The 17,310-nt window shown below is 71.7% G+C and carries 14 protein-coding genes; 7 read left to right on the top strand and 7 right to left on the bottom strand.

Annotation, left to right across the window (positions count from 1 at the left end; genetic code table 11):
* The first annotated feature begins 25 nt into the window (after positions 1 to 25).
* Both IE263_RS07315 and IE263_RS07310 read left to right on the top strand, forming a co-directional pair.
* Complete coding sequence (locus IE263_RS07315; RefSeq protein WP_229910833.1) at positions 26 to 1,714, top strand: PspC domain-containing protein; 1,689 nt, start codon at positions 26 to 28, stop codon at positions 1,712 to 1,714.
* On the top strand, positions 1,701 to 1,943 hold the full coding sequence (locus tag IE263_RS07310) for a hypothetical protein (protein ID WP_189933494.1): 243 nt from the start codon (positions 1,701 to 1,703) through the stop codon (positions 1,941 to 1,943). Before IE263_RS07315 ends, IE263_RS07310 begins: the two co-directional genes overlap by 14 nt.
* Before the next feature lie 297 nt (positions 1,944 to 2,240).
* On the opposite strand, the gene IE263_RS07305 is transcribed toward IE263_RS07310, so the two are convergent.
* Together IE263_RS07305 and IE263_RS07300 are read right to left on the bottom strand one after the other, a co-directional pair.
* On the bottom strand, positions 2,241 to 2,768 hold the full coding sequence (locus IE263_RS07305) for a DoxX family protein (RefSeq protein WP_189933492.1): 528 nt from the start codon (positions 2,766 to 2,768) through the stop codon (positions 2,241 to 2,243).
* A gap of 198 nt (positions 2,769 to 2,966) precedes the next feature.
* Positions 2,967 to 4,244 (bottom strand): hypothetical protein, encoded by a 1,278-nt coding sequence (locus tag IE263_RS07300; RefSeq protein ID WP_189933490.1) that lies wholly within the window; start codon positions 4,242 to 4,244, stop codon positions 2,967 to 2,969.
* Between the two features lie 189 nt (positions 4,245 to 4,433).
* On the opposite strand from IE263_RS07300, the gene IE263_RS07295 reads away from it, so the two are divergent.
* A complete protein-coding gene (locus tag IE263_RS07295; protein ID WP_189933488.1) occupies positions 4,434 to 5,351 on the top strand; it encodes a DUF4429 domain-containing protein in 918 nt (305 codons plus the stop codon).
* Positions 5,352 to 5,472: 121 nt separating this feature from the next.
* Here the strand turns inward: IE263_RS07295 and IE263_RS07290 are convergent, their stop codons facing one another.
* Positions 5,473 to 6,267 (bottom strand): class II aldolase/adducin family protein, encoded by a 795-nt coding sequence (locus IE263_RS07290; RefSeq protein WP_189933486.1) that lies wholly within the window; start codon positions 6,265 to 6,267, stop codon positions 5,473 to 5,475.
* A gap of 110 nt (positions 6,268 to 6,377) precedes the next feature.
* Here IE263_RS07290 and IE263_RS07285 point away from each other — a divergent pair, with 110 nt between their 5' ends.
* Together IE263_RS07285 and IE263_RS07280 are read left to right on the top strand one after the other, a co-directional pair.
* A complete protein-coding gene (locus IE263_RS07285; RefSeq protein ID WP_189933484.1) occupies positions 6,378 to 7,004 on the top strand; it encodes a hypothetical protein in 627 nt (208 codons plus the stop codon).
* Positions 7,005 to 7,134: 130 nt separating this feature from the next.
* Entirely contained in the window at positions 7,135 to 7,626 is a 492-nt protein-coding gene (locus tag IE263_RS07280; RefSeq protein ID WP_189933482.1) for a pyridoxamine 5'-phosphate oxidase family protein, read from the top strand.
* 16 nt (positions 7,627 to 7,642) lie between these two features.
* Here the strand turns inward: IE263_RS07280 and guaA are convergent, their stop codons facing one another.
* Positions 7,643 to 9,223 (bottom strand): glutamine-hydrolyzing GMP synthase, encoded by a 1,581-nt coding sequence (guaA, locus tag IE263_RS07275; RefSeq protein WP_189933480.1) that lies wholly within the window; start codon positions 9,221 to 9,223, stop codon positions 7,643 to 7,645.
* Positions 9,224 to 9,628: 405 nt separating this feature from the next.
* Here guaA and IE263_RS07270 point away from each other — a divergent pair, with 405 nt between their 5' ends.
* Together IE263_RS07270 and IE263_RS07265 are read left to right on the top strand one after the other, a co-directional pair.
* Complete coding sequence (locus tag IE263_RS07270; RefSeq protein WP_189933478.1) at positions 9,629 to 9,916, top strand: chorismate mutase; 288 nt, start codon at positions 9,629 to 9,631, stop codon at positions 9,914 to 9,916.
* Between the two features lie 793 nt (positions 9,917 to 10,709).
* Positions 10,710 to 11,651 carry an LAETG motif-containing sortase-dependent surface protein gene (locus IE263_RS07265; protein ID WP_229910832.1) on the top strand — a complete coding sequence of 314 codons (942 nt, stop codon included), beginning with the start codon at positions 10,710 to 10,712 and terminating at the stop codon, positions 11,649 to 11,651.
* Positions 11,652 to 11,756: 105 nt separating this feature from the next.
* On the opposite strand, the gene IE263_RS07260 is transcribed toward IE263_RS07265, so the two are convergent.
* From IE263_RS07260 to IE263_RS07250, 3 genes are all read right to left on the bottom strand, one after another.
* The gene (locus IE263_RS07260; protein ID WP_189933474.1) at positions 11,757 to 13,535 is read right to left on the bottom strand and encodes a GMC family oxidoreductase N-terminal domain-containing protein; all 1,779 of its coding nucleotides are present in this window, start codon (positions 13,533 to 13,535) and stop codon (positions 11,757 to 11,759) included.
* Between the two features lie 72 nt (positions 13,536 to 13,607).
* Positions 13,608 to 15,239: a succinic semialdehyde dehydrogenase gene (locus tag IE263_RS07255; RefSeq protein WP_189933472.1), complete on the bottom strand. Its 1,632-nt coding sequence runs from the start codon at positions 15,237 to 15,239 to the stop codon at positions 13,608 to 13,610.
* 137 nt (positions 15,240 to 15,376) lie between these two features.
* Complete coding sequence (locus IE263_RS07250; RefSeq protein WP_189933469.1) at positions 15,377 to 17,254, bottom strand: serine/threonine-protein kinase; 1,878 nt, start codon at positions 17,252 to 17,254, stop codon at positions 15,377 to 15,379.
* Positions 17,255 to 17,310 lie beyond the last annotated feature (56 nt).

The raw sequence follows: 17,310 nt of genomic DNA, 5'->3' as shown, positions 1-17,310 counted from the left end.
GCAGCTCGCCCGCCACCATGGACCCATGGCAGATCACCAGCACGCCGCGGACGCCGTGCCCGACGGGGGCACCGCGCCCGACGCGGCCGCCCCGTCCACCGGCGCCCCCGGCGCCGCAGGTGAGGATCCGCGCGCGCACGAGCGGGCGGGCGCACACGAGCGGGCGCGCACACGCGAAGAACGGGGTGCGCCCGAAGAACCGGGCAGGGCCGGAGAGGCAGACGTGAACGAGGAGACAGCGACGGCCGACACCGGCACGGGCACGGGCGCGGGCACGGGCACGGGCACGGGCACGGGCAACAACACCGGGGCTGGATCCGGGACGGGGACCCGGCCGCCCGGGGCGCCCGAGGCACCCGCCTCGCCCGCGGACCCCGGTCTGACCGACGACCGCGGTAGGGCCGACGGCTCCGATCCGGCTGGCTCCGGCCTGTCCGACACCTCCCCGCACAAGTTCCGCCGCGACCGCGGACACAAGATGCTCGCCGGCGTGTGTGCGGGCCTCGGGCGGCAGTGCGACATGGACCCGGTGATCTTCCGGATCACGCTCGCCGTGCTCTCCGCTACCGGCGGCATCGGCCTCATCTTCTACGGCTTCGCCTGGCTCTTCGTCCCGTACGCCGACGACGACGAGAACGAGGTGCGCAAGCTGCTGACCGGCCGCGTCGACGGACAGGCCCTCGCGGCGGTGCTGTTCGCGCTGGTCGGCTGCGGGGTGCTCCTGTCGATGCTGAACAACGGCGGTGTGCTTACCTTCGCCGTCGTCCTCTCTTTCCTCCTGGCCGGCGCCGGGTACTGGTCACGGCACCGGGACGCCCCCGACGCCGACCCGCTCGCCGCTCAGGCCGTCGCCGACGCCCCGCCGGAGGCCCAGGCACCGCCGGTCCCGGCCGCCTACCCCTCCTGGTGGCGCGACCCCATCGTCAAGGACGGCACGCACTACGGCGGCACCGGCTATCTGTGGGGTCCCCGGGACACCCGCACTCCGGACATCACCTCGGTCATCGACGTCCGTCTCACCGGGCACACGGGCGCCCGCGAGGACATACGCACCCCGCACGGCCGGTCCCCCAGAGCGCGCGGCCCCCGCTGGATCGGCGGCTGGCTGTTCCTGCTCGCGCTGCTCGCGGGCGGTCTCGCCACCCGGCTCACCTGGGACGAGCACCCGCTGGGCACCAGCCTCCAGGCCGGCCTGGCCACCGCCCTCATCGTGCTGGGCCTGGGCATCGCGGTCAGCTCGTTCCTGGGGCGGACGGGCACGGGTTCGGTGTTCCTCGCGATCGTCACCGCGGGCCTGCTCGCCGGCTCGGCCACCCTGCCCAGGGACATCACCACGTACTGGATCGACACGACCTGGCGGCCCGCGACGGTGGCCGACGTCCGGGAGGTCTACGACCTCGGCACCGGCGACGGCACCCTGGACCTGTCCCGGCTGGACCTGGCCAAGGGCCAGACGGTGAGTACGAACGCCGAGGTGGGGCTCGGCCGGCTGCGGGTGATCGTGCCGCCGGACGTGACCGTGAAGATGAGCATCGACGTGGGCCTGGGCGACATCCAGTTGCCGGGTGAGAACCAGGAGGACGTGGACGTGGAGCCGGGCAAGCACAAGGAGGTGACCCTGTCGCCGGTCTCGGGCGGCAAGGACACCGGGACGATCGACCTCGACCTCCAGGTCGGGGCGGGACAGGCGGAGGTGGCCCGTGCTGCGTCATGAGTTCCGTCCCGGCCGGCTGGTGGCCGGCGCCGCCTTCACCCTCGCCGGCATCGTTTACGCGGGTGACGCGGGCGGCCTCTGGGAGACACCGTGGTTCGCCGTGATCCCGATGGTGATGGGCGGCCTCTGCCTGGCGGGCGCGACCGGAGTGCTGACCCAGTCCATACGCAGACGCCGGGGACCGCGCCGCGGGGCTCCCGTCGAGGCGGGCGGGGAAACGGCGAGCTGAGGCGGAGGCCGACGCTCATGCCAGACCGACCGGGTCGGTGGAGTGGGCCGCCCGCGCTGACCGGCGCGGGCGGTCACGAGGCGGAGTGACGCCTCCGTCGGAACAGGCGCTCCTGATGCCGACACGGCCCGGCAGAGCCGCCGAGCTCCCCTCGCCGGCTCACCGCCCTCCTACGACCGAGGCAGGCACAGCCCGCCCCCACAGGCACGCCGCCCCTACGACTGGGCAGGCGCGCGGCGCCCTCGGCGGAGCAGGCACAGTCCGCAGTCCGCAGTCCGCAGTCCGGAGAAGAGTCGGCTAAAAGCCCCCCGCCCGCTGCCTCCTCCGATTGCGCCACGCCGCATCGAGCGAGAGGACGGGGGCGCCCGCGAGGACGAGAGGGAGCCAGGCCATGAGGTAGGCGAGGTCGTTGCCGTAGTAGTAGGGGTCCGAGGCCCAGCTCACCGTCAGCCACAGGCTGAGGGAGATCAGGGCGCCGCCGAGTGCGGCGAGGCGGGTGAGGAGGCCGATGAGGGTGCCGATCCCGACGGCGAGTTCACCGAAGGCCATGGCGTAGCCGAAGCCGGTGGGGCTTTTCAGAGACAGGTCGACGAGGGCCGGGATGGCCGAGGAGTCACGGACGGCGCGCATGGTGTCGCCGATGGATCCGGCGCCGCTGTCCTTGAGGAAGGCGCCGTCGGTGAGCTTGTCGAGTCCGGCGTAGATGAAGGTGACGCCGAGGAAGACGCGGAGTGGGAGGAGGGCGTACCGGGTGGCGGAGTCCCGCCAGTCGCGGCCGCCGTCGAGGTAAGGGGGGTGCGTGTCCGTCCGCATGCTGTGAGTCATCGCTCGTAGCCGCCTCTCGCCCGCCGTGGTGGGACCCCTCAACAGACCATACGCAAGACCATACGTACGAAATGAGGGGTGCGTTCAATGGTTGACCGGAACGGACGGCGGCTCCCGAACCCCCTGTCCCTGCCGTCCATACTTTCTTTACTCTCGTTGCTCTCCTCGCTCCCGTTGCTCTCCTTGTTCCGTCGCGTCCTACTCGGTCACGTCGATCGCGTACCGGTTCGTCTCCACGCCCGCAGCGGTCACCACCTGCACCTCCACCCGGCCGGGCTCGACCTCCGCCGGGACCGGGACGGTCAGGACCGCGTCGGTGGGGTTGCTGAAGCCGCCCGTGACGGGGACGAGGGGCACATGGACGTGGACCGTGCCGATGCGGACGACCATCCGGGAGAGGCGGTCGGCGGCCTGCGCGCCGGGCGGGACGAAGCCGGCGCCGCGGATCTCGATGTCGTCGCCGGTGCGGATCGGGGCATCCAGGTCACCGGCCTCGCGGGAGCGGACGACAGAGAGGATCACGGGGCGGCCGCCCTCCGCGTACTTGCCGGCGAGGTAGGTGGCGGCCGAGACCAGCACCACCACGGCGAGCCCCCAGGGCAGGTCGGGCAGCTGGTCGGGGCGGCGGGCGAGGCGTACGGCGGCGAAGGCCAGGGCGACGACGCTGATCACGACGTACTGGATGTCGGCGAAGGTGCCGCGGCCCGCGTCGTCGGTGAGCAGGTCGGCGGCCCGGGGCCGGTGCGCGCGGACCTTCTGCAGCCGCTGGCCCAGGACACGCAACCCGACCACCCGGCGCACCAGCACGGCGATCGCGCAGACCACGGCGAGGACGGTCACCACGCCGGCCCCGTGGGCGAGGTCGAGGCCGGAGATCAGCGCGTCGCGTTCGGCGGAACCGGAGGCGGCGGCCAGCCGGCCCACCAGGACCAGCACCGCGTACGCCACCAGCAGCACCCAGGCGGCGGCGACCGCGCGGGAGGTGGACAGCCGGTTGTCCTCGCCGATGACGGGAGCCAGCGCGCCGCCGCGCGCCCGGTGGAGCCAGGAGGCGGCGGTCAGCGCCCCGGCGACGACGAGCGCGGCGAGGAGTCCGGCCGTGCGGGCCGTGGTCCAGCCCGCGCCGATCGCGGTGAGGGACTGCACCAACAGCAGGAGGACCACCGCCGCCCATACCGTGCACGCGGTGCGGAGCCAGAGGCGGGCCAACCAGGCCCCGCCCTCGGCGCGGCCTCGTTCGGCGACGAGTTCCGCGGACTGGGTCAGCTCCTCCGAGACCCACTGGCGGGAGGCCGAGGCCGAGTGGGCGACGGCGGCCGGCAGGCCCTGCCCGGCGGCGAACTCGTCGCGCTTCAGCAGGAACTCGGCCACCGCGCGCCGGTGCCCCTGGCGTGCTCCGTGCGGACAGTCCCCGCAGGTGCAGCCGCCCTCGTGTGCGCTCGCGTCCGGCCCCTGTCTCGCTTCCTGTACCGCCACGTCCGACGTCCGCCTTCCCCGCGACATTCACGACCGGCGGCCCCGACGAATCCGGCCACCTGCCCTGCGAACAACTCCCCTGTGATGACAGCGAATTGTGCCCTACCGGACACCGTGCGGCTCCGACAGGTCTGGTCAGCGCGGGTGAGGCGGGGCCCGCCGTGTTGACCTGGCTGCGAGAATTTCCGTATGGCCGAGATCATCCAGCGTGACGGGGCCTGGGCCTTCGACGGCACGACGGTCAGGATCACGCCGGGCCTCCACCGCAGTGTGCCGCTGTTCCGGCAGACGTACGGGGAGATCGCCGTGCCCCTGGAGGCCGTCGCCGGCATCGTCTACGAGCCCGAACGCAAGCGTGGCCGGCTGCGGTTGCGGTTGCGGGAGGGGGCCGACCCGCTGTTGCAGGCGACGGGCGGGCGGCTGCCCGACACGGCAGACCCCTACCGGCTCGTCGTGGACATGGACGCCTCCGGGATCGCCGAGTACGTCGCGGAGGAGATCCGGCACGCACTGCTGCTCGACCAGATCCCCAAGGAGCCGACCAAGGCCTATCTGCTGCCCGGCCCGCCGGTCCCGGTGTCCGTCCGTTCCTCCGACGGCACGGTCTCCTTCGACGGCACCCAGGTGCGCATCGACTGGGCCGACACCGCGGACCGGGTGAAGCGGGCGACGGGCCCGCGCGTCGTCCACGTGTGCGACCTCGTGCAGGTGGAATGGCTGCCCAACACCGGCCATGAGGACGGCCTTCTGCGCTTCGTGACCCGCGAGACGGTGTTCGCGAAACTCCCGCCGGAGAAGGACCCGTACGCCCTGGACCTGTGGGGCAGTTCCCGGCGCGACCTGCTGACCGCGCTGGTCGCGACCGCGGTGACCGCCCGGCTGCCGCATCCGTCCACCCGTACCGCCGACGGGCACGACCGGTATGCGGACCACCACCCGGACCGGCCCGCGCCCGCGCCCGCGCCCGCGTCGGCCGTACCGCCGCAGGCCGACCACCACGACGTGCTGCTGCGCAGGCTGCGGGAGTTGGGGGAGCTGCACCGCGACGGGGTGCTCACGGACGAGGAGTTCGCACGGACGAAGGCAGTCGTGCTGCGCGGGTTCTGAACCCCGGCGTCACGGAAGCGCCGTCACGAAACCGGCGTCACGGAAGCGCCGTCACGAAACCGGCGTCACGGAAGCACCGTCACGAAACCGGCGTCACGGAACCGCCGTCACCGAAGCGCCGTCACGACAGGAGATCCGGTTCGCTCCTGCTGATGTCCTGCCACAGGGGCTGGTAGTTGATCCACGCCACCAGGTCGCCGCCGAGCTGTTCCCGGGTCGCGACCGCCGCGCGGTGGTCGATCAGCACCGGGCGGCCGGCGGCGCGGGCGGTCAGCTGGACCTGGCTGGAGCGTTCCATGGACAGGAACCACCAGGCCGCCGCGTCCACCGAGTCGCCGACGGTCAGCAGCCCGTGGTTGCGCAGGACGAGCGCCTTGCGGGTGCCGAGCGCGGACGCGATGCGCCGGCCCTCCTCGGCGTCGACGGCGACGCCGGTGTAGGCGTCGTAGAGGGCGTGATCCTCGTAGAACGCACAGCTCTCCTGGGTGATCGGGTCGAGCAGCTCGCCGAGGGCGGCGAGGGCGCGGCCGTGCACCGAGTGGCAGTGGGCGACGGCGACGACGTCGGGCCGGGCGGCGTGCACCTGGGCGTGCACGGTGAAAGCGGCCTGGTTGACGTGGTAGCGGCCCTCGACGACCTGCCCGTCCCCGTTGGCGAGCACGAGGTCGCTCACCGTGACGTGCTTGAACGGCATCCCGAACGGATTGACCCAGAAACAGTCGCTGTACTCGGGGTCGCGCGCGGTGATGTGCCCGGAGACGCCGTCCTCGAAGCCGAGCCGTCCGAAGATCCGCACCGCGCCCGCCAGCCGTTCCTTGCGGTGCCGGCGCTCGTCCTCGACCGACTCGTGCATCGGCGGCATGGCGAACTGCAGCCGGTCGGTGGGCAGCGGAGCAGGCGGCGTGGGCCCGTGCATCGGTCCTCCAGCGCTGGGTTGCTTTACGGGGCGGAAGTTACCGTCGGTCAGGGCAAAAGGGCAGAGCCGTTATGCAAAGATGACGATTTCCGTCACGTGTGGAGCACGTCTTGAGCCTCGCCGATCGCCACCTCGACTCCCTCCTGCGCCAGATCACCACGCGCAACGCCATCGAACTCATCCACCCCTTCGCGGAGTTGCAGACGTTCGGCGCGCTGGCGTACGTGGCCGAGTGCTACGGCTTCCGCTACGAGAGCGTCCGCCTGGTCGGCAAGCAGCGGGTCGTGCACGTCCACCTGGTCCGCGACCCCAGCCCCGCGGCGCGGCAGCGGGCCGCGGCCAACACGGCTGCCTTCCCCGACCCGGGCCCCGGCCGCCCCGTCCCCGGCATGTACCTGGGCTCGCTCACCCCGGTCCCCGAGGCCCAGGCGGACGTCGACCTCCTCGCCACCCTCATCCGCTACGACGCTCTGGAGGCGGCCGCCAACCGGGCCCAGCTGCTGACCATCGGCTGGGGCTCGGCGGCCCTGTTCCTGCTGCTGGCCGTGCTGACCGGCAAGTACGCCGTCCTGCTCCCGCTCGCTGTCGCGATGCCGCTGGGCATGCTGGGCGCCCTGCGGGTCAACACCATCCGGCGCGCGAAGCTCGCGCAACGGCTCACGGCGGCGGGCTGCACGCCCGTACGGGACGAGGAGGGGCGGGAGCGGTACGTACGGCCGGTTCCACACGTGGCCTGACGCACCCCTTCCGGCCTTCCCCGGCAACTCCCTCCGGCCCTCTCCTGACCCTCTCTCTCCTGCCCCTCCGTCCGACACGCCCCCGGAAAACCGGACAGAAGATGTCGGGTATCGGCGCCACACTCGCCGTATGACACCGAACCACAGGGCATCGAACTGGGCGGCTTTCGCGGCGGCGGAACCGGAGCTCGCGAAGACCGTCGAGGACCGCTTCGGCGCCTTCACACACCACGTCCTCGCGACCCTCCGCAAGGACGGCTCCCCCCGCACCAGCGGCCTGGAGGTGCGTTTCCTCGACGGCGAGCTGTGGCTCGGGATGATGCCCGGCTCGCTCAAGGCCCTCGACCTGCGCCGCGACCCCCGCTTCAGCCTCCAGGCCAACCCCGGGGAGGGCACCGGGATGGGCGGCGGCGACGTCCGGATCAGCGGGCGGGCCGTCGAGGTCGGGGACGAGGAGGCGACGAAGGCCGGATACGTGAAAGAGGTGGAACCGCCGGAGCCGTTCCACCTCTTCCGCACCGAGCTGACGGAGGTCGTACGGACCTACGTCGAGGACGACACGTATCTGGTCGCCCAGGTCTGGAAGCCCGGAGAGCCGGTGCGGACTCTCAAGCGGACGTGACCTTCACCAGGGAGGCTCACTCCCACTCGATCGTGCCCGGCGGCTTCGAGGTCACGTCGAGGACGACCCGGTTGACGTCCCGCACCTCGTTGGTGATCCGCGTCGAGATCTTCGCGAGCACGTCGTACGGCAGGCGCGACCAGTCGGCGGTCATCGCGTCCTCGGAGGAGACCGGGCGCAGCACGATCGGGTGGCCGTAGGTGCGGCCGTCGCCCTGGACGCCGACGCTGCGGACGTCCGCGAGCAGGACCACCGGGCACTGCCAGATCTCGCGGTCGAGGCCGGCCGCCGTCAGCTCCTCGCGGGCGATGGCGTCGGCCTCGCGGAGCAGGTCGAGGCGTTCCTTCGTCACCTCGCCGACGATCCGGATGCCCAGGCCCGGGCCCGGGAACGGCTGGCGCTGGACGATCTCCTCCGGCAGGCCGAGCTCCTGGCCGACCATACGGACCTCGTCCTTGAACAGCTTGCGCAGCGGCTCGATGAGCTTGAACTCGAGGTCCTCGGGCAGGCCGCCGACGTTGTGGTGCGACTTGATGTTGGCGGTGCCGGTGCCGCCACCGGACTCGACCACGTCCGGGTAGAGCGTGCCCTGGACCAGGAAGGCGACCTCGGGACCCTCGTCCGCGATGATCTCCGCCTGCGCCTGCTCGAAGACGCGGATGAACTCGCGGCCGATGATCTTCCGCTTCTCCTCGGGGTCGGAGACCCCCGCGAGCGCCTTGAGGAACCGCTCCTCCGCGTCCACGACCTTCAGCTGGACTCCGGTCGCCGCCACGAAGTCCTTCTCGACCTGCTCGGTCTCGCCCTTGCGCATCAGGCCGTGGTCGACATACACGCAGGTCAGCTGGGAGCCGATGGCCTTCTGGACCAGGGCCGCGGCCACGGCGGAGTCCACGCCGCCGGACAGGCCGCAGATCGCGCGCTTGTCGCCGACCAGCTCGCGGATCGCGGTGACCTGCTCCTCGATCACGTTGCCCGTGGTCCAGGAGGGGGTCAGGCCGGCGCCTCGGTAGAGGAAGTGCTCCAGGACCTGCTGGCCGTGCGTGGAGTGCATGACCTCGGGGTGGTACTGGACGCCGTACAGCTTCTTCTCGTCGTTCTCGAAGGCGGCGACCGGGACGACGTCGGTGGACGCCGTGACGGAGAAGCCCTCGGGGGCGGCGGAGCAGGCGTCGCCGTGCGACATCCACACGGCCTGCTCGGCCGGGGTGCCCTCGAAGAGGGTGGAGGACGTCCTGGAGACGTGCAGATCCGTGCGGCCGTACTCGCGGGCGCCGGTGTTGTCCACCGTGCCGCCGAGGGTCTGCGCCATCAGCTGGAAGCCGTAGCACATGCCGAAGACGGGGACGCCGGCCTCGAAGATCTCGCGGTCGAGGCGGGGGGCGCCCTCCTCGTACACGGACGAGGGGCCGCCGGAGAGGATGATCGCCGCCGGGTTCTTGGCGAGCATCTCCGCGACCGGCATGGTGCTCGGCACGATCTCGCTGTAGACCCGGGCCTCGCGGACTCGACGGGCGATGAGCTGGGCGTACTGCGCGCCGAAGTCGACGACCAGGACGGTGTCGGGGGCGGCGGCAGCGGGAGTCGCTGATGACACGGGGGCCTTCCGGCGGTTGGGCGGGGTCTCTGTGCTGGCCAATTCTACCGAGGTGGGCACAGGGACGGTCCGGTCGCCGGGGGCTACCGCGCCCGGCCCCCCGCTCCGGCTCCGAACGGGCCTCGCCCTCGGACACCGGACGGGCTGGGACACACGGCGCCGTCTCACCATGCGAGCCGTCTTGGACAGCACCCCCGCCCCGGGCATACTGAGCCCATGCTCACGCCCACGACCTTCCTCTTTACCTATGGCATCCGGCCCGCCGGCTGCCATGGTCGTGCTGCTTGAGCGAACCGCCAAGCGACTTCCCAGGCGCCCCGGGCCGACAAGGCCCGGGGCGCCTGTCGTTTTCCGGGTCGTGCCGCTCCGGGGCACCGCACCCCTTCGATTCCGAGGAGCCCCGACATGACCGTCACCTCCACCGACAAGACCGGCGCCCGTACCGACGAGGCCGCCGGGCTGATCACCGACGCCCGGGAGCGCATCGACGCCCTCGACGACCGGATCATCGGTCTCGTGCAGGAACGCATGGCCGTGTCCGCCGTGATCCAGGACGCCCGGATCGCCTCCGGTGGGCGCCGGGTCAACCTCTCCCGCGAGATGGAGGTCCTCGGCCACTACAGGGAGGCGCTGGGCAAGCCGGGTACGGCCCTCGCGATGACGCTGCTCGAGCTGTGCCGGGGGCGTATCTGAGTTCGGGCTCCGTCTCACCCGTACGGCGCGTGACCGGTCCCGGACGGCTTCGTTGGTCCCGGTGTCCGTTCCAGCCAGGGGCGGGCCCGGAAGAACCACGCGTGGCTCGCTGGAGTGATGAGGCGTACGGATCGTGCTGTGCGTCGTGGGACCTCGCTCCAGGGAAGTGACCGGACGGCAGGGGACAGCAGCCCGGTCACCCAAGAGAACGGTCGGCCTCGGGGACGCCCGGGGCCGACCGGCGGGAATGGCAAAAATGCACAAGGGCTGGGTCAAACGGTTGCGGGCGCCGCGTTCATCCAGCACGATGCGTAGAAAGACCCAAGTCCCGCCGGGGACAACCGCATTGCACCTCGTTGCAGCCCTTGAACTGCAATGAGGCGCTCTGCCCCGAACGACCGCCAAAGGTCCAGACCGGTCGCGCGCCCCCCGCGCGCCCCGGCGGCGACCCGGTGCGGACGAGGGCGCTCGAGAGACCAGCGGCGCAACCCCCCGGCGCCGCTCCCAGGCACCGGCGCTGCCCTGACGCCGGTGCTGACGATAAAGAAGGGCCCCGCGGATCCGTCCCGCGGGGCCCTTCGTCGTCCCCGCGCCCCGGACTCCTCGGTGTCCGGGGCGGCCTGAGGCAGGGGTGATCCGAGTGATCCAGACCACATAAAAATTCTGTGAGCGGCAGGGCAACCTTTCACAGGTTTCACGGATCAAACCTCGCGAACCAAGGGCCACACCCGCGCCCCACACGCGGAGCCCTCCACCTGGACTCCTTGAGGTCTTCATGAAGCTTCGTCGTGCCATGGCAGCCGCCGCAGCGACAGCCGCGATTGCGCCGCTTGCGCTGCTCACTGCCCCGGCCGCGTTCGCATCCGACTCCGCGTCCCCCTCCGCGAGCGCCTCCGCGTCCGACACCACTTCCCCGAGCGCCTCGGCCTCCCAGTCGGAGTCGGCCAGCACCTCCAGCTCGCCGAGCGCTTCCACCTCCGAGTCGAGCTCCAGCTCGCCGAGCGCCTCCGCCTCCCAGTCGAGCTCCAGCTCGCCGAGCGCCTCCGCCTCCCAGTCGCCGACCCCGGACCCCGAGCCGTCGATCTGCGAGGACACCAAGGTCGACGTCGACATCACCGGCCTGCCCGGCAAGATCGCGGCGGGCAGCGGCTGGCACAAGTTCTCGCTGGACGTGACCAACAACTCCGACTCCACCCTCCAGGAGCTGAACTTCCTCGCCGGCGCCTCCTCCGACGAGTACGGCGAGGACCTCTTCAAGAGCAAGCAGGTCCAGCTCCAGACCTGGAACCCGGACGACGATGTCTGGGAGAACGTCGACGAGGAGGGCTACGCGGTCGGGTTCGTCGGTTACACCGACGAGCTGAAGCCCGAGTACGAGGTCAACATCCCGCTGCGCCTCAACGTGAAGGCGTCCGCCCCGGTCGGCGCCGGCTTCTCGCTGGGCGCGACGATCTACGGCGACAGCGACGCGAACTGCACCGGCTTCGGTGACATCTCGTACAAGTTCCAGATCGTCGCCGCCGGCACCGACACCGACGGCACCAAGCCGCAGGAAGGCGGCAAGGCCCCGGTCTCGGACAGCAAGCCGAGCGGCACCACCCCGCAGGTCACCGGCAGCCTCGCCGAGACCGGTTCCAGCTCCGCGATGCCGATGATCGGCCTGGTCGGCGGTGTCGCCGTCGTCGCCGGCGCGGGTGCGGTGTTCGCGGTGCGCCGCCGCAAGGTGCAGGCGTAAGTCTGAACCGGCCCTAGGGCCACCAACGAAAAGGGACCTGCGCTCGGAGGGGGGTGCAGGTCCCTTTCGCATGTCCCCCGCCGCTGTGACCCGTATGCCCTTGCGCTACGGCTTCGGCGGCACCGTCGGCATCCCCAGAAACGGCAGCCGCAGCGCGGCGAACGCCTCTGCCGGGACTGTCGGCGCCTTCGGCTCCACCGGCTTCAGGCGTTCGTACGCCGTGCCCTGGGCCGGGCGCGGGTCCTCCTCGCCCTTGTTGGGCCAGTACGACATCGCGCGCTCGGCCTGGGCGGTGATGGTCAGGGACGGGTTCACGCCCAGGTTCGCCGAGACCGCGGCGCCGTCCACGACCGAGATGCCGGGGTGGCCGTAGAGGCGGTGGTAGGGGTCGATGACGCCGGTCTCGCGCGAGGCGCCGATGGGGCAGCCGCCGAGGAAGTGGGCGGTGAGGGGGGTGCCCATCAGCTCGCCGACGTTGGAGCCGGCGAAGCCGTTGATGTCGGCGGCGATCGCGGACGCGGCCTGAGAAGCCGCCTTGATCTGCTTGGGGTTGGGGCTGCCGTGGCCCTGGCGTGCCGTGAGCAGGCCCTTGCCGACGCCCGTCTGCTTCAGATACGTCGTCAGCGAGTTGTCCAGCGACTGCATCACCAGGCCGATGATGGTCCGCTCCGACCAACGGCGGTTGGAGAGGGAGCGCAGGACGAGGAGCGGGTGGCGGGCCGCGTTCACCAGCCAGCCGCCGACCCTCGACGAGCCCTCGGCGTAGGGCACCTGGAGGATCGACAGGCCGCCCATCGAGTTGGAGCCCTTGCCGTAGCGGACCGGCTCGATGTGGGTGTTCTCGTCCGGGTGGATGGAGGACGTGATGGCGACTCCGCGGGTGAAGTCGACCCTCGCCTGCCCTGTCACCCTGCGGTAGCGGCGGTCGTCGGTCTGGGCGCCGACCAGTGCCTCGGAGTTGGTGCGGGTCAGCTCGCCCAGACGGTCGGAGAGGTACGGCAGCCGGCCGTTCGCCTTCATGCGGTGCAGCAGGGTCTGGGTGCCGTAGGTGCCTGCGGCGAGGACGACCTTGCGGGCCTTGAAGGTGCGGCCCTTCGCCCTGCGGCGGTCGTCGGTGGGGAGGGTGGTCACCGCGTACCCGCCCTGTGAGTCGTCCGTGACCGACACGACCGTCGTCAACGGGTGCACGACCGCGCCCGCCTTCTCGGCGAGGTAGAGGTAGTTCTCGTTCAGGGTGTTCTTCGCGCCGTGGCGGCAGCCGGTCATGCACTCGCCGCACTCGGTGCAGGCCTTGCGGGACGGGCCCGCGCCACCGAAGTAGGGATCCGCTACCTCTTCCCCCGGCCTCGCCCGCAGCGACCCGTCGGCGTCCTGCCCGTCCCCGAAGAACACGCCGACCGGCGCCATGTGGAAGGTGTCCCCGACGCCCATCCGCTCGGCCGCCGCCTTCAGGTGCACGTCGGAGGGGGTCGTCGTCGGGTTGAGCCGTACGCCGAGCATGCGGCGCGCCTGGTCGTAGTACGGCCGCAGCTCCTCCTGCCAGTCGGTGATGTCACGCCACTGCGGGTCCTCGAAGAAGGCCTTCGGCGGGACGTAGAGGGTGTTGGCGTAGTTGAGGGAGCCGCCGCCGACGCCCGCGCCGGCCAGGACCATGACGTTGCCCAGCAGGTGGATGCGCTGGATTCCGTACAGGCCGAGCTTGGGCGCCCAGAGGTAGTTCCTCAGGTCCCAGGAGTTCTTGGGGAGCGACTCCCGGGTGAAGCGGCGGCCGGCTTCCAGGACGCCTACGCGGTAGCCCTTCTCCGTGAGGCGAAGGGCGGTCACCGAGCCGCCGAAGCCCGATCCGACGACGATGACGTCGTAGTCGTAAGCGTCCTGTGGCACCTGCGGTCTCCCCTTTGAGTGTGCGGTGCGGGTTTGAGTGTGCGGTGCGGGCCGACTGTGGCTGGTTGTGGGCTAGCGGAAGCGGAACGCCTTCATCAGTCGCAGGCTCCTGCTCATGAACTCCGCGTACTTCTCGTCGTCCATCCCCAGCGACGGCGCCATCGGCAGCAACCGCTGCTGGGCCACCGTCTGGGCCTCCGTGTACTTGAGGATGCCCTCGGAGCCGTGGCGGCGGCCGAGGCCGGAGTCCTTCATGCCGCCCATGGGCGACTGGACGCTGCCGTAGGCGGCGGCGTAGCCCTCGTTGACGTTCACGGTGCCGGTGCGCAGGCGGGCGGCGATCTCGCGGCCGCGGCGGCCGTCCTTCGTCCAGACCGAGGAGTTCAGGCCGTACGGGGTGGAGTTGGCGAGCTCGATCGCCTCGTCGTCCGTCTTGAAGCGGTAGATCGAGACGACCGGGCCGAAGGTCTCCTCCGCGCAGACGGACATGGGCTCCGTCACGCCGTCGAGGATCGTGGGCTCGAAGAAGTACGGGCCGATGTCGGGGCGGGCGACGCCGCCGGCCACCACCTTCGCGCCCTTCGCCACGGCCTCCTCCACATGCCGCTTCACCGTCTCCAGCTGGCGTTCGCCGACCAGGGAGCCCATGTCGGCGCCGTAGGCGAGGGAGGTGCCGAGGCGCATGGACCGGGTGCGGGCGGCGAAGCGCTCCAGGAAGGCGTCCGCGACGGACTCGTGGACGTACAACCGCTCGATGGAGATGCAGATCTGGCCGGCGGAGGAGAAACAGGCGCGGATCGCGCCCGCGGCCGCCTTCTCGATGTCGGCGTCGTCGAGGACCAGCATGGCGTTCTTACCGCCGAGTTCGAGGGAGACGCCGACCAGGCGGGCGGCGGCGCCCTGGGCGACCTCGCGGCCGGTGCGGGTGGAGCCGGTGAAGGAGACGTAGTCGGCGTGCCGGACGACCTCGGGGCCGATGACCGGGCCCTCGCCGATGACGACCTGGAAGACCTCGGCGGGCAGGCCGGCCTCGATGAGGAGGTCGCGGGCCCACAGGGCGGTCAGGCAGGTCTCCGTGTCGGGCTTCATCACGACCGCGTTGCCCGCGACGAAGGCGGGGAGCGCGTCGCCGACCGAGAGCTCCAGGGGGTAGTTCCAGGGGGCGATCTGGCCGACGACACCGCGCGGGTGGCGCAGCTCGGTGACCTTCGTCAGGGTCGGCATGGCGCCCGTGTGCCGCTTGGGCCTGAGGTAGGCGGGGGCCTTGCGGCCGTAGTGACGGGCGGCGACGGCGACCGCCTGCACCTCTTCGTGAGCGTAAAGACGGGCTTTGCCGGCCTCCAGCTGGATCAGGTCGAGGACCTCGGCCTGGCGCTCCAGCACCAGGTCGTGGAAGCGGAGCAGGACCGCGGCACGCTCCCGCACCGGCACCTGTGCCCAGACCTGCTGCGCGGCACGGGCCGCCGCGAACGCCTTCTCCACGTCCTCCGGGGTGGACTCGGGCAGGTCGGCGAGCTTCTCGCCGGTGAACGGCGTGTGGTTGGCGGTGCGCCCGGACCCGACGACGCCCTTGGTCAGGTGGGCGACGAGCTGGGGGGTGACCACATCGGCGGCGGTACGGACGCCGGTGGGGGCGGGGGCGAGGGGGTTGGTACCGGCGGTGGGCGTGGTACCGGTCTTTTCCGGGGCCTGCGAGTCCGTCATGAGGCGCAGAGTATGACGTGGGAAAGGCTTTTGGTACCCGGCGGTAATAGGGATTCACCGACCGCACACACGACGCCAGTGGTCACTGGCAACAAACCCGCTGATCAGGGCGTTGTGCGGTGAAGTCCTGTGATGTTCTACGGCGTTCCGATCCGCAGACGGTCGCGGGCCGCCTTGAAGACCGCCGTGCCCTGTTTCTCGTCCGGTGTCCCCTTCGGCATGTCCACGCGCAGCTCGTACATCCGGCTGTCGTCGGTGCGGACGAACAGCTCCATGACACGGGTCGGGGACCCTTCCATGCCGTAGGTGGTGTCGGCGAGGACGGCCGCGTGTCCCTGGAAGGTGGTGCGGGTGGTCTGCGTCCGCGCGTCCCCGTCGTACCCGTCCCACGTCCTGTGCGCCTGCGCGGCCCGGTCCGCGGGGGAGGAGGGTGCCTCGTCCCACTGGGTGAGACGTACGTCCACGGAACCGGCCGAGTAGACCACCAGCCGGGGCTGCCCACTCGCGCTGCCCTGGCGGGCGGACTCGCGGTACTGGACGGGGAGGGAGAGGACGGCGTTCATGTCGGACTCCCGGTGGATGACCCAGGGGGTCGTCCGCTCCGGGGTCGGCGTGATCTCCGAGGCCGGGGTGTAGGTCCCGGTCCACTCCGTGATCGCCCCGCTGTCGGGCTTCCCCAGGAAGGCCACCCCGAGCCAGGCGCCACAGGCGAGCAGGACGGTGAGGAGGGCGAGAGGGAGGGATCGGCGGTGGAAGGGGCCGCGCGAGAAGGGGCGTGAGGGGTGCGCGGCGGTTGCGGACTCGGGGCTCGCACCTGAATCCGGCTCGGGGCTCGCCTCGACTTCCCGCACAGGGCTCGCACCTGAATCCGGCTCAGGGCTCGCCCCGGCACCCCGCGCAGGGCTCGCACCGGAGCCCGGTTCAGGGCTCGCCCCGGCATCCCGCTCGGGGCTCCCGTCGGAATCCGGCTCGTTCCCCTCGGCTTGCTCCCCCGCTTCTACGGCATCGGCCCCGCCCTCCGCTGCTACGGCGCCGTCGCCGCCCCCTGCCGCCAACCGCACCGTCCCCGCATCGTCCCCCAGCTCCCGCAGTTGCCCCACGTCCTGGGGCTCGGCTCCCTCCGTCTCCTCACCCGCCGCGGGAAAGGGCGTCACCGGCCGGCCCTCGGCCACCGCCTCCAGTACCGCGGCGACCTCCGCCGGGCCCGGCCGCCGGTCGGGGGCCCGGGACAGGAGCCGTACGAGGAGCGGGCCGAGGGGGCCGGCCTGTTTCGGCTCGGGCAGGTCCGCGGCGAGGATCGCGGCGAGCGTGGACTCCAGGGTCGTACGGCGGAAAGGAGACCAGCCCTCGACGGCGGCGTAGAGCAGCACGCCGAGGGACCACAGGTCGGAGGCGGGGCCGGCGCCACGGCCGGACATCCGCTCGGGGGCGATGAACTCCAGGGAGCCGACGAACTCACCGCTGACGGTGAGGGATTCCTCGCCCTGGACGTGCGCGATGCCGAAGTCGGTGAGGACGACGCGGCCGTGCGGGCCGAGCAGGACGTTGGCGGGCTTGACGTCGCGGTGGACGATGCCGACGGCGTGCGCCGCGCGCAGGGCGCCGAGGACGGCGAGGCCGATGCGGGCGGCCTCGGCGGCCTCCAGGGGCCCGCGACGCAGGACCTCGTGCAGGGACTCGCCGCGGATCAGCTCCATGACGATCCAGGGCAGTCCGTCCTGGAGGCCCTCGTCCCCCTCCTCCACGACGACGTCGTGTATGGAGACGGCGGAAGGGTGGTCGACGCGGGCGGCGGCGCGGGCCTCCCGGTAGAGGCGGTGGGCGGCCCGGCGGTGCGCCTCGTCCTCGGGGTCGCCGGGCAACCGGGGCTCCTTGACGGCGACTTCACGATCGACCAGCTCGTCGCGGGCCCGCCAGACGGTGCCCATGCCGCCGGAGCCGATGCGTTCGAGCAGCCGGTAACGGCCGCCGACCGTCCGGCCCTTGTCGCCTCCGGTGTCCCCGCCGTTGGTCATGTCTCATGACTACCACGAGCGGGGCGTCACCCCCACCGATCCACGGTGAACCGCCC

This window comes from Streptomyces aurantiogriseus, assembly GCF_014649375.1.
Classification (GTDB): Bacteria; Actinomycetota; Actinomycetes; order Streptomycetales; family Streptomycetaceae; genus Streptomyces; species Streptomyces aurantiogriseus.
Note: the sequence above shows the minus strand (reverse complement) of the source record. Positions and strands in the feature narration are given on the sequence as shown.

What these genes read in the sequence shown, in the direction of transcription:
- IE263_RS07315 (WP_229910833.1), top strand. Translation starts at nt 26, where the DNA reads ATGGCAGATCACCAGCACGCCGCGGACGCCGTGCCCGACGGGGGCACC.
- IE263_RS07305 (WP_189933492.1), bottom strand. Translation starts at nt 2,768, where the DNA reads ATGACTCACAGCATGCGGACGGACACGCACCCCCCTTACCTCGACGGC.
- IE263_RS07295 (WP_189933488.1), top strand. Translation starts at nt 4,434, where the DNA reads ATGGCCGAGATCATCCAGCGTGACGGGGCCTGGGCCTTCGACGGCACG.
- IE263_RS07290 (WP_189933486.1), bottom strand. Translation starts at nt 6,267, where the DNA reads ATGCACGGGCCCACGCCGCCTGCTCCGCTGCCCACCGACCGGCTGCAG.
- IE263_RS07280 (WP_189933482.1), top strand. Translation starts at nt 7,135, where the DNA reads ATGACACCGAACCACAGGGCATCGAACTGGGCGGCTTTCGCGGCGGCG.
- IE263_RS07270 (WP_189933478.1), top strand. Translation starts at nt 9,629, where the DNA reads ATGACCGTCACCTCCACCGACAAGACCGGCGCCCGTACCGACGAGGCC.
- IE263_RS07265 (WP_229910832.1), top strand. Translation starts at nt 10,710, where the DNA reads ATGGCAGCCGCCGCAGCGACAGCCGCGATTGCGCCGCTTGCGCTGCTC.
- IE263_RS07255 (WP_189933472.1), bottom strand. Translation starts at nt 15,239, where the DNA reads ATGACGGACTCGCAGGCCCCGGAAAAGACCGGTACCACGCCCACCGCC.
- IE263_RS07250 (WP_189933469.1), bottom strand. Translation starts at nt 17,254, where the DNA reads ATGACCAACGGCGGGGACACCGGAGGCGACAAGGGCCGGACGGTCGGC.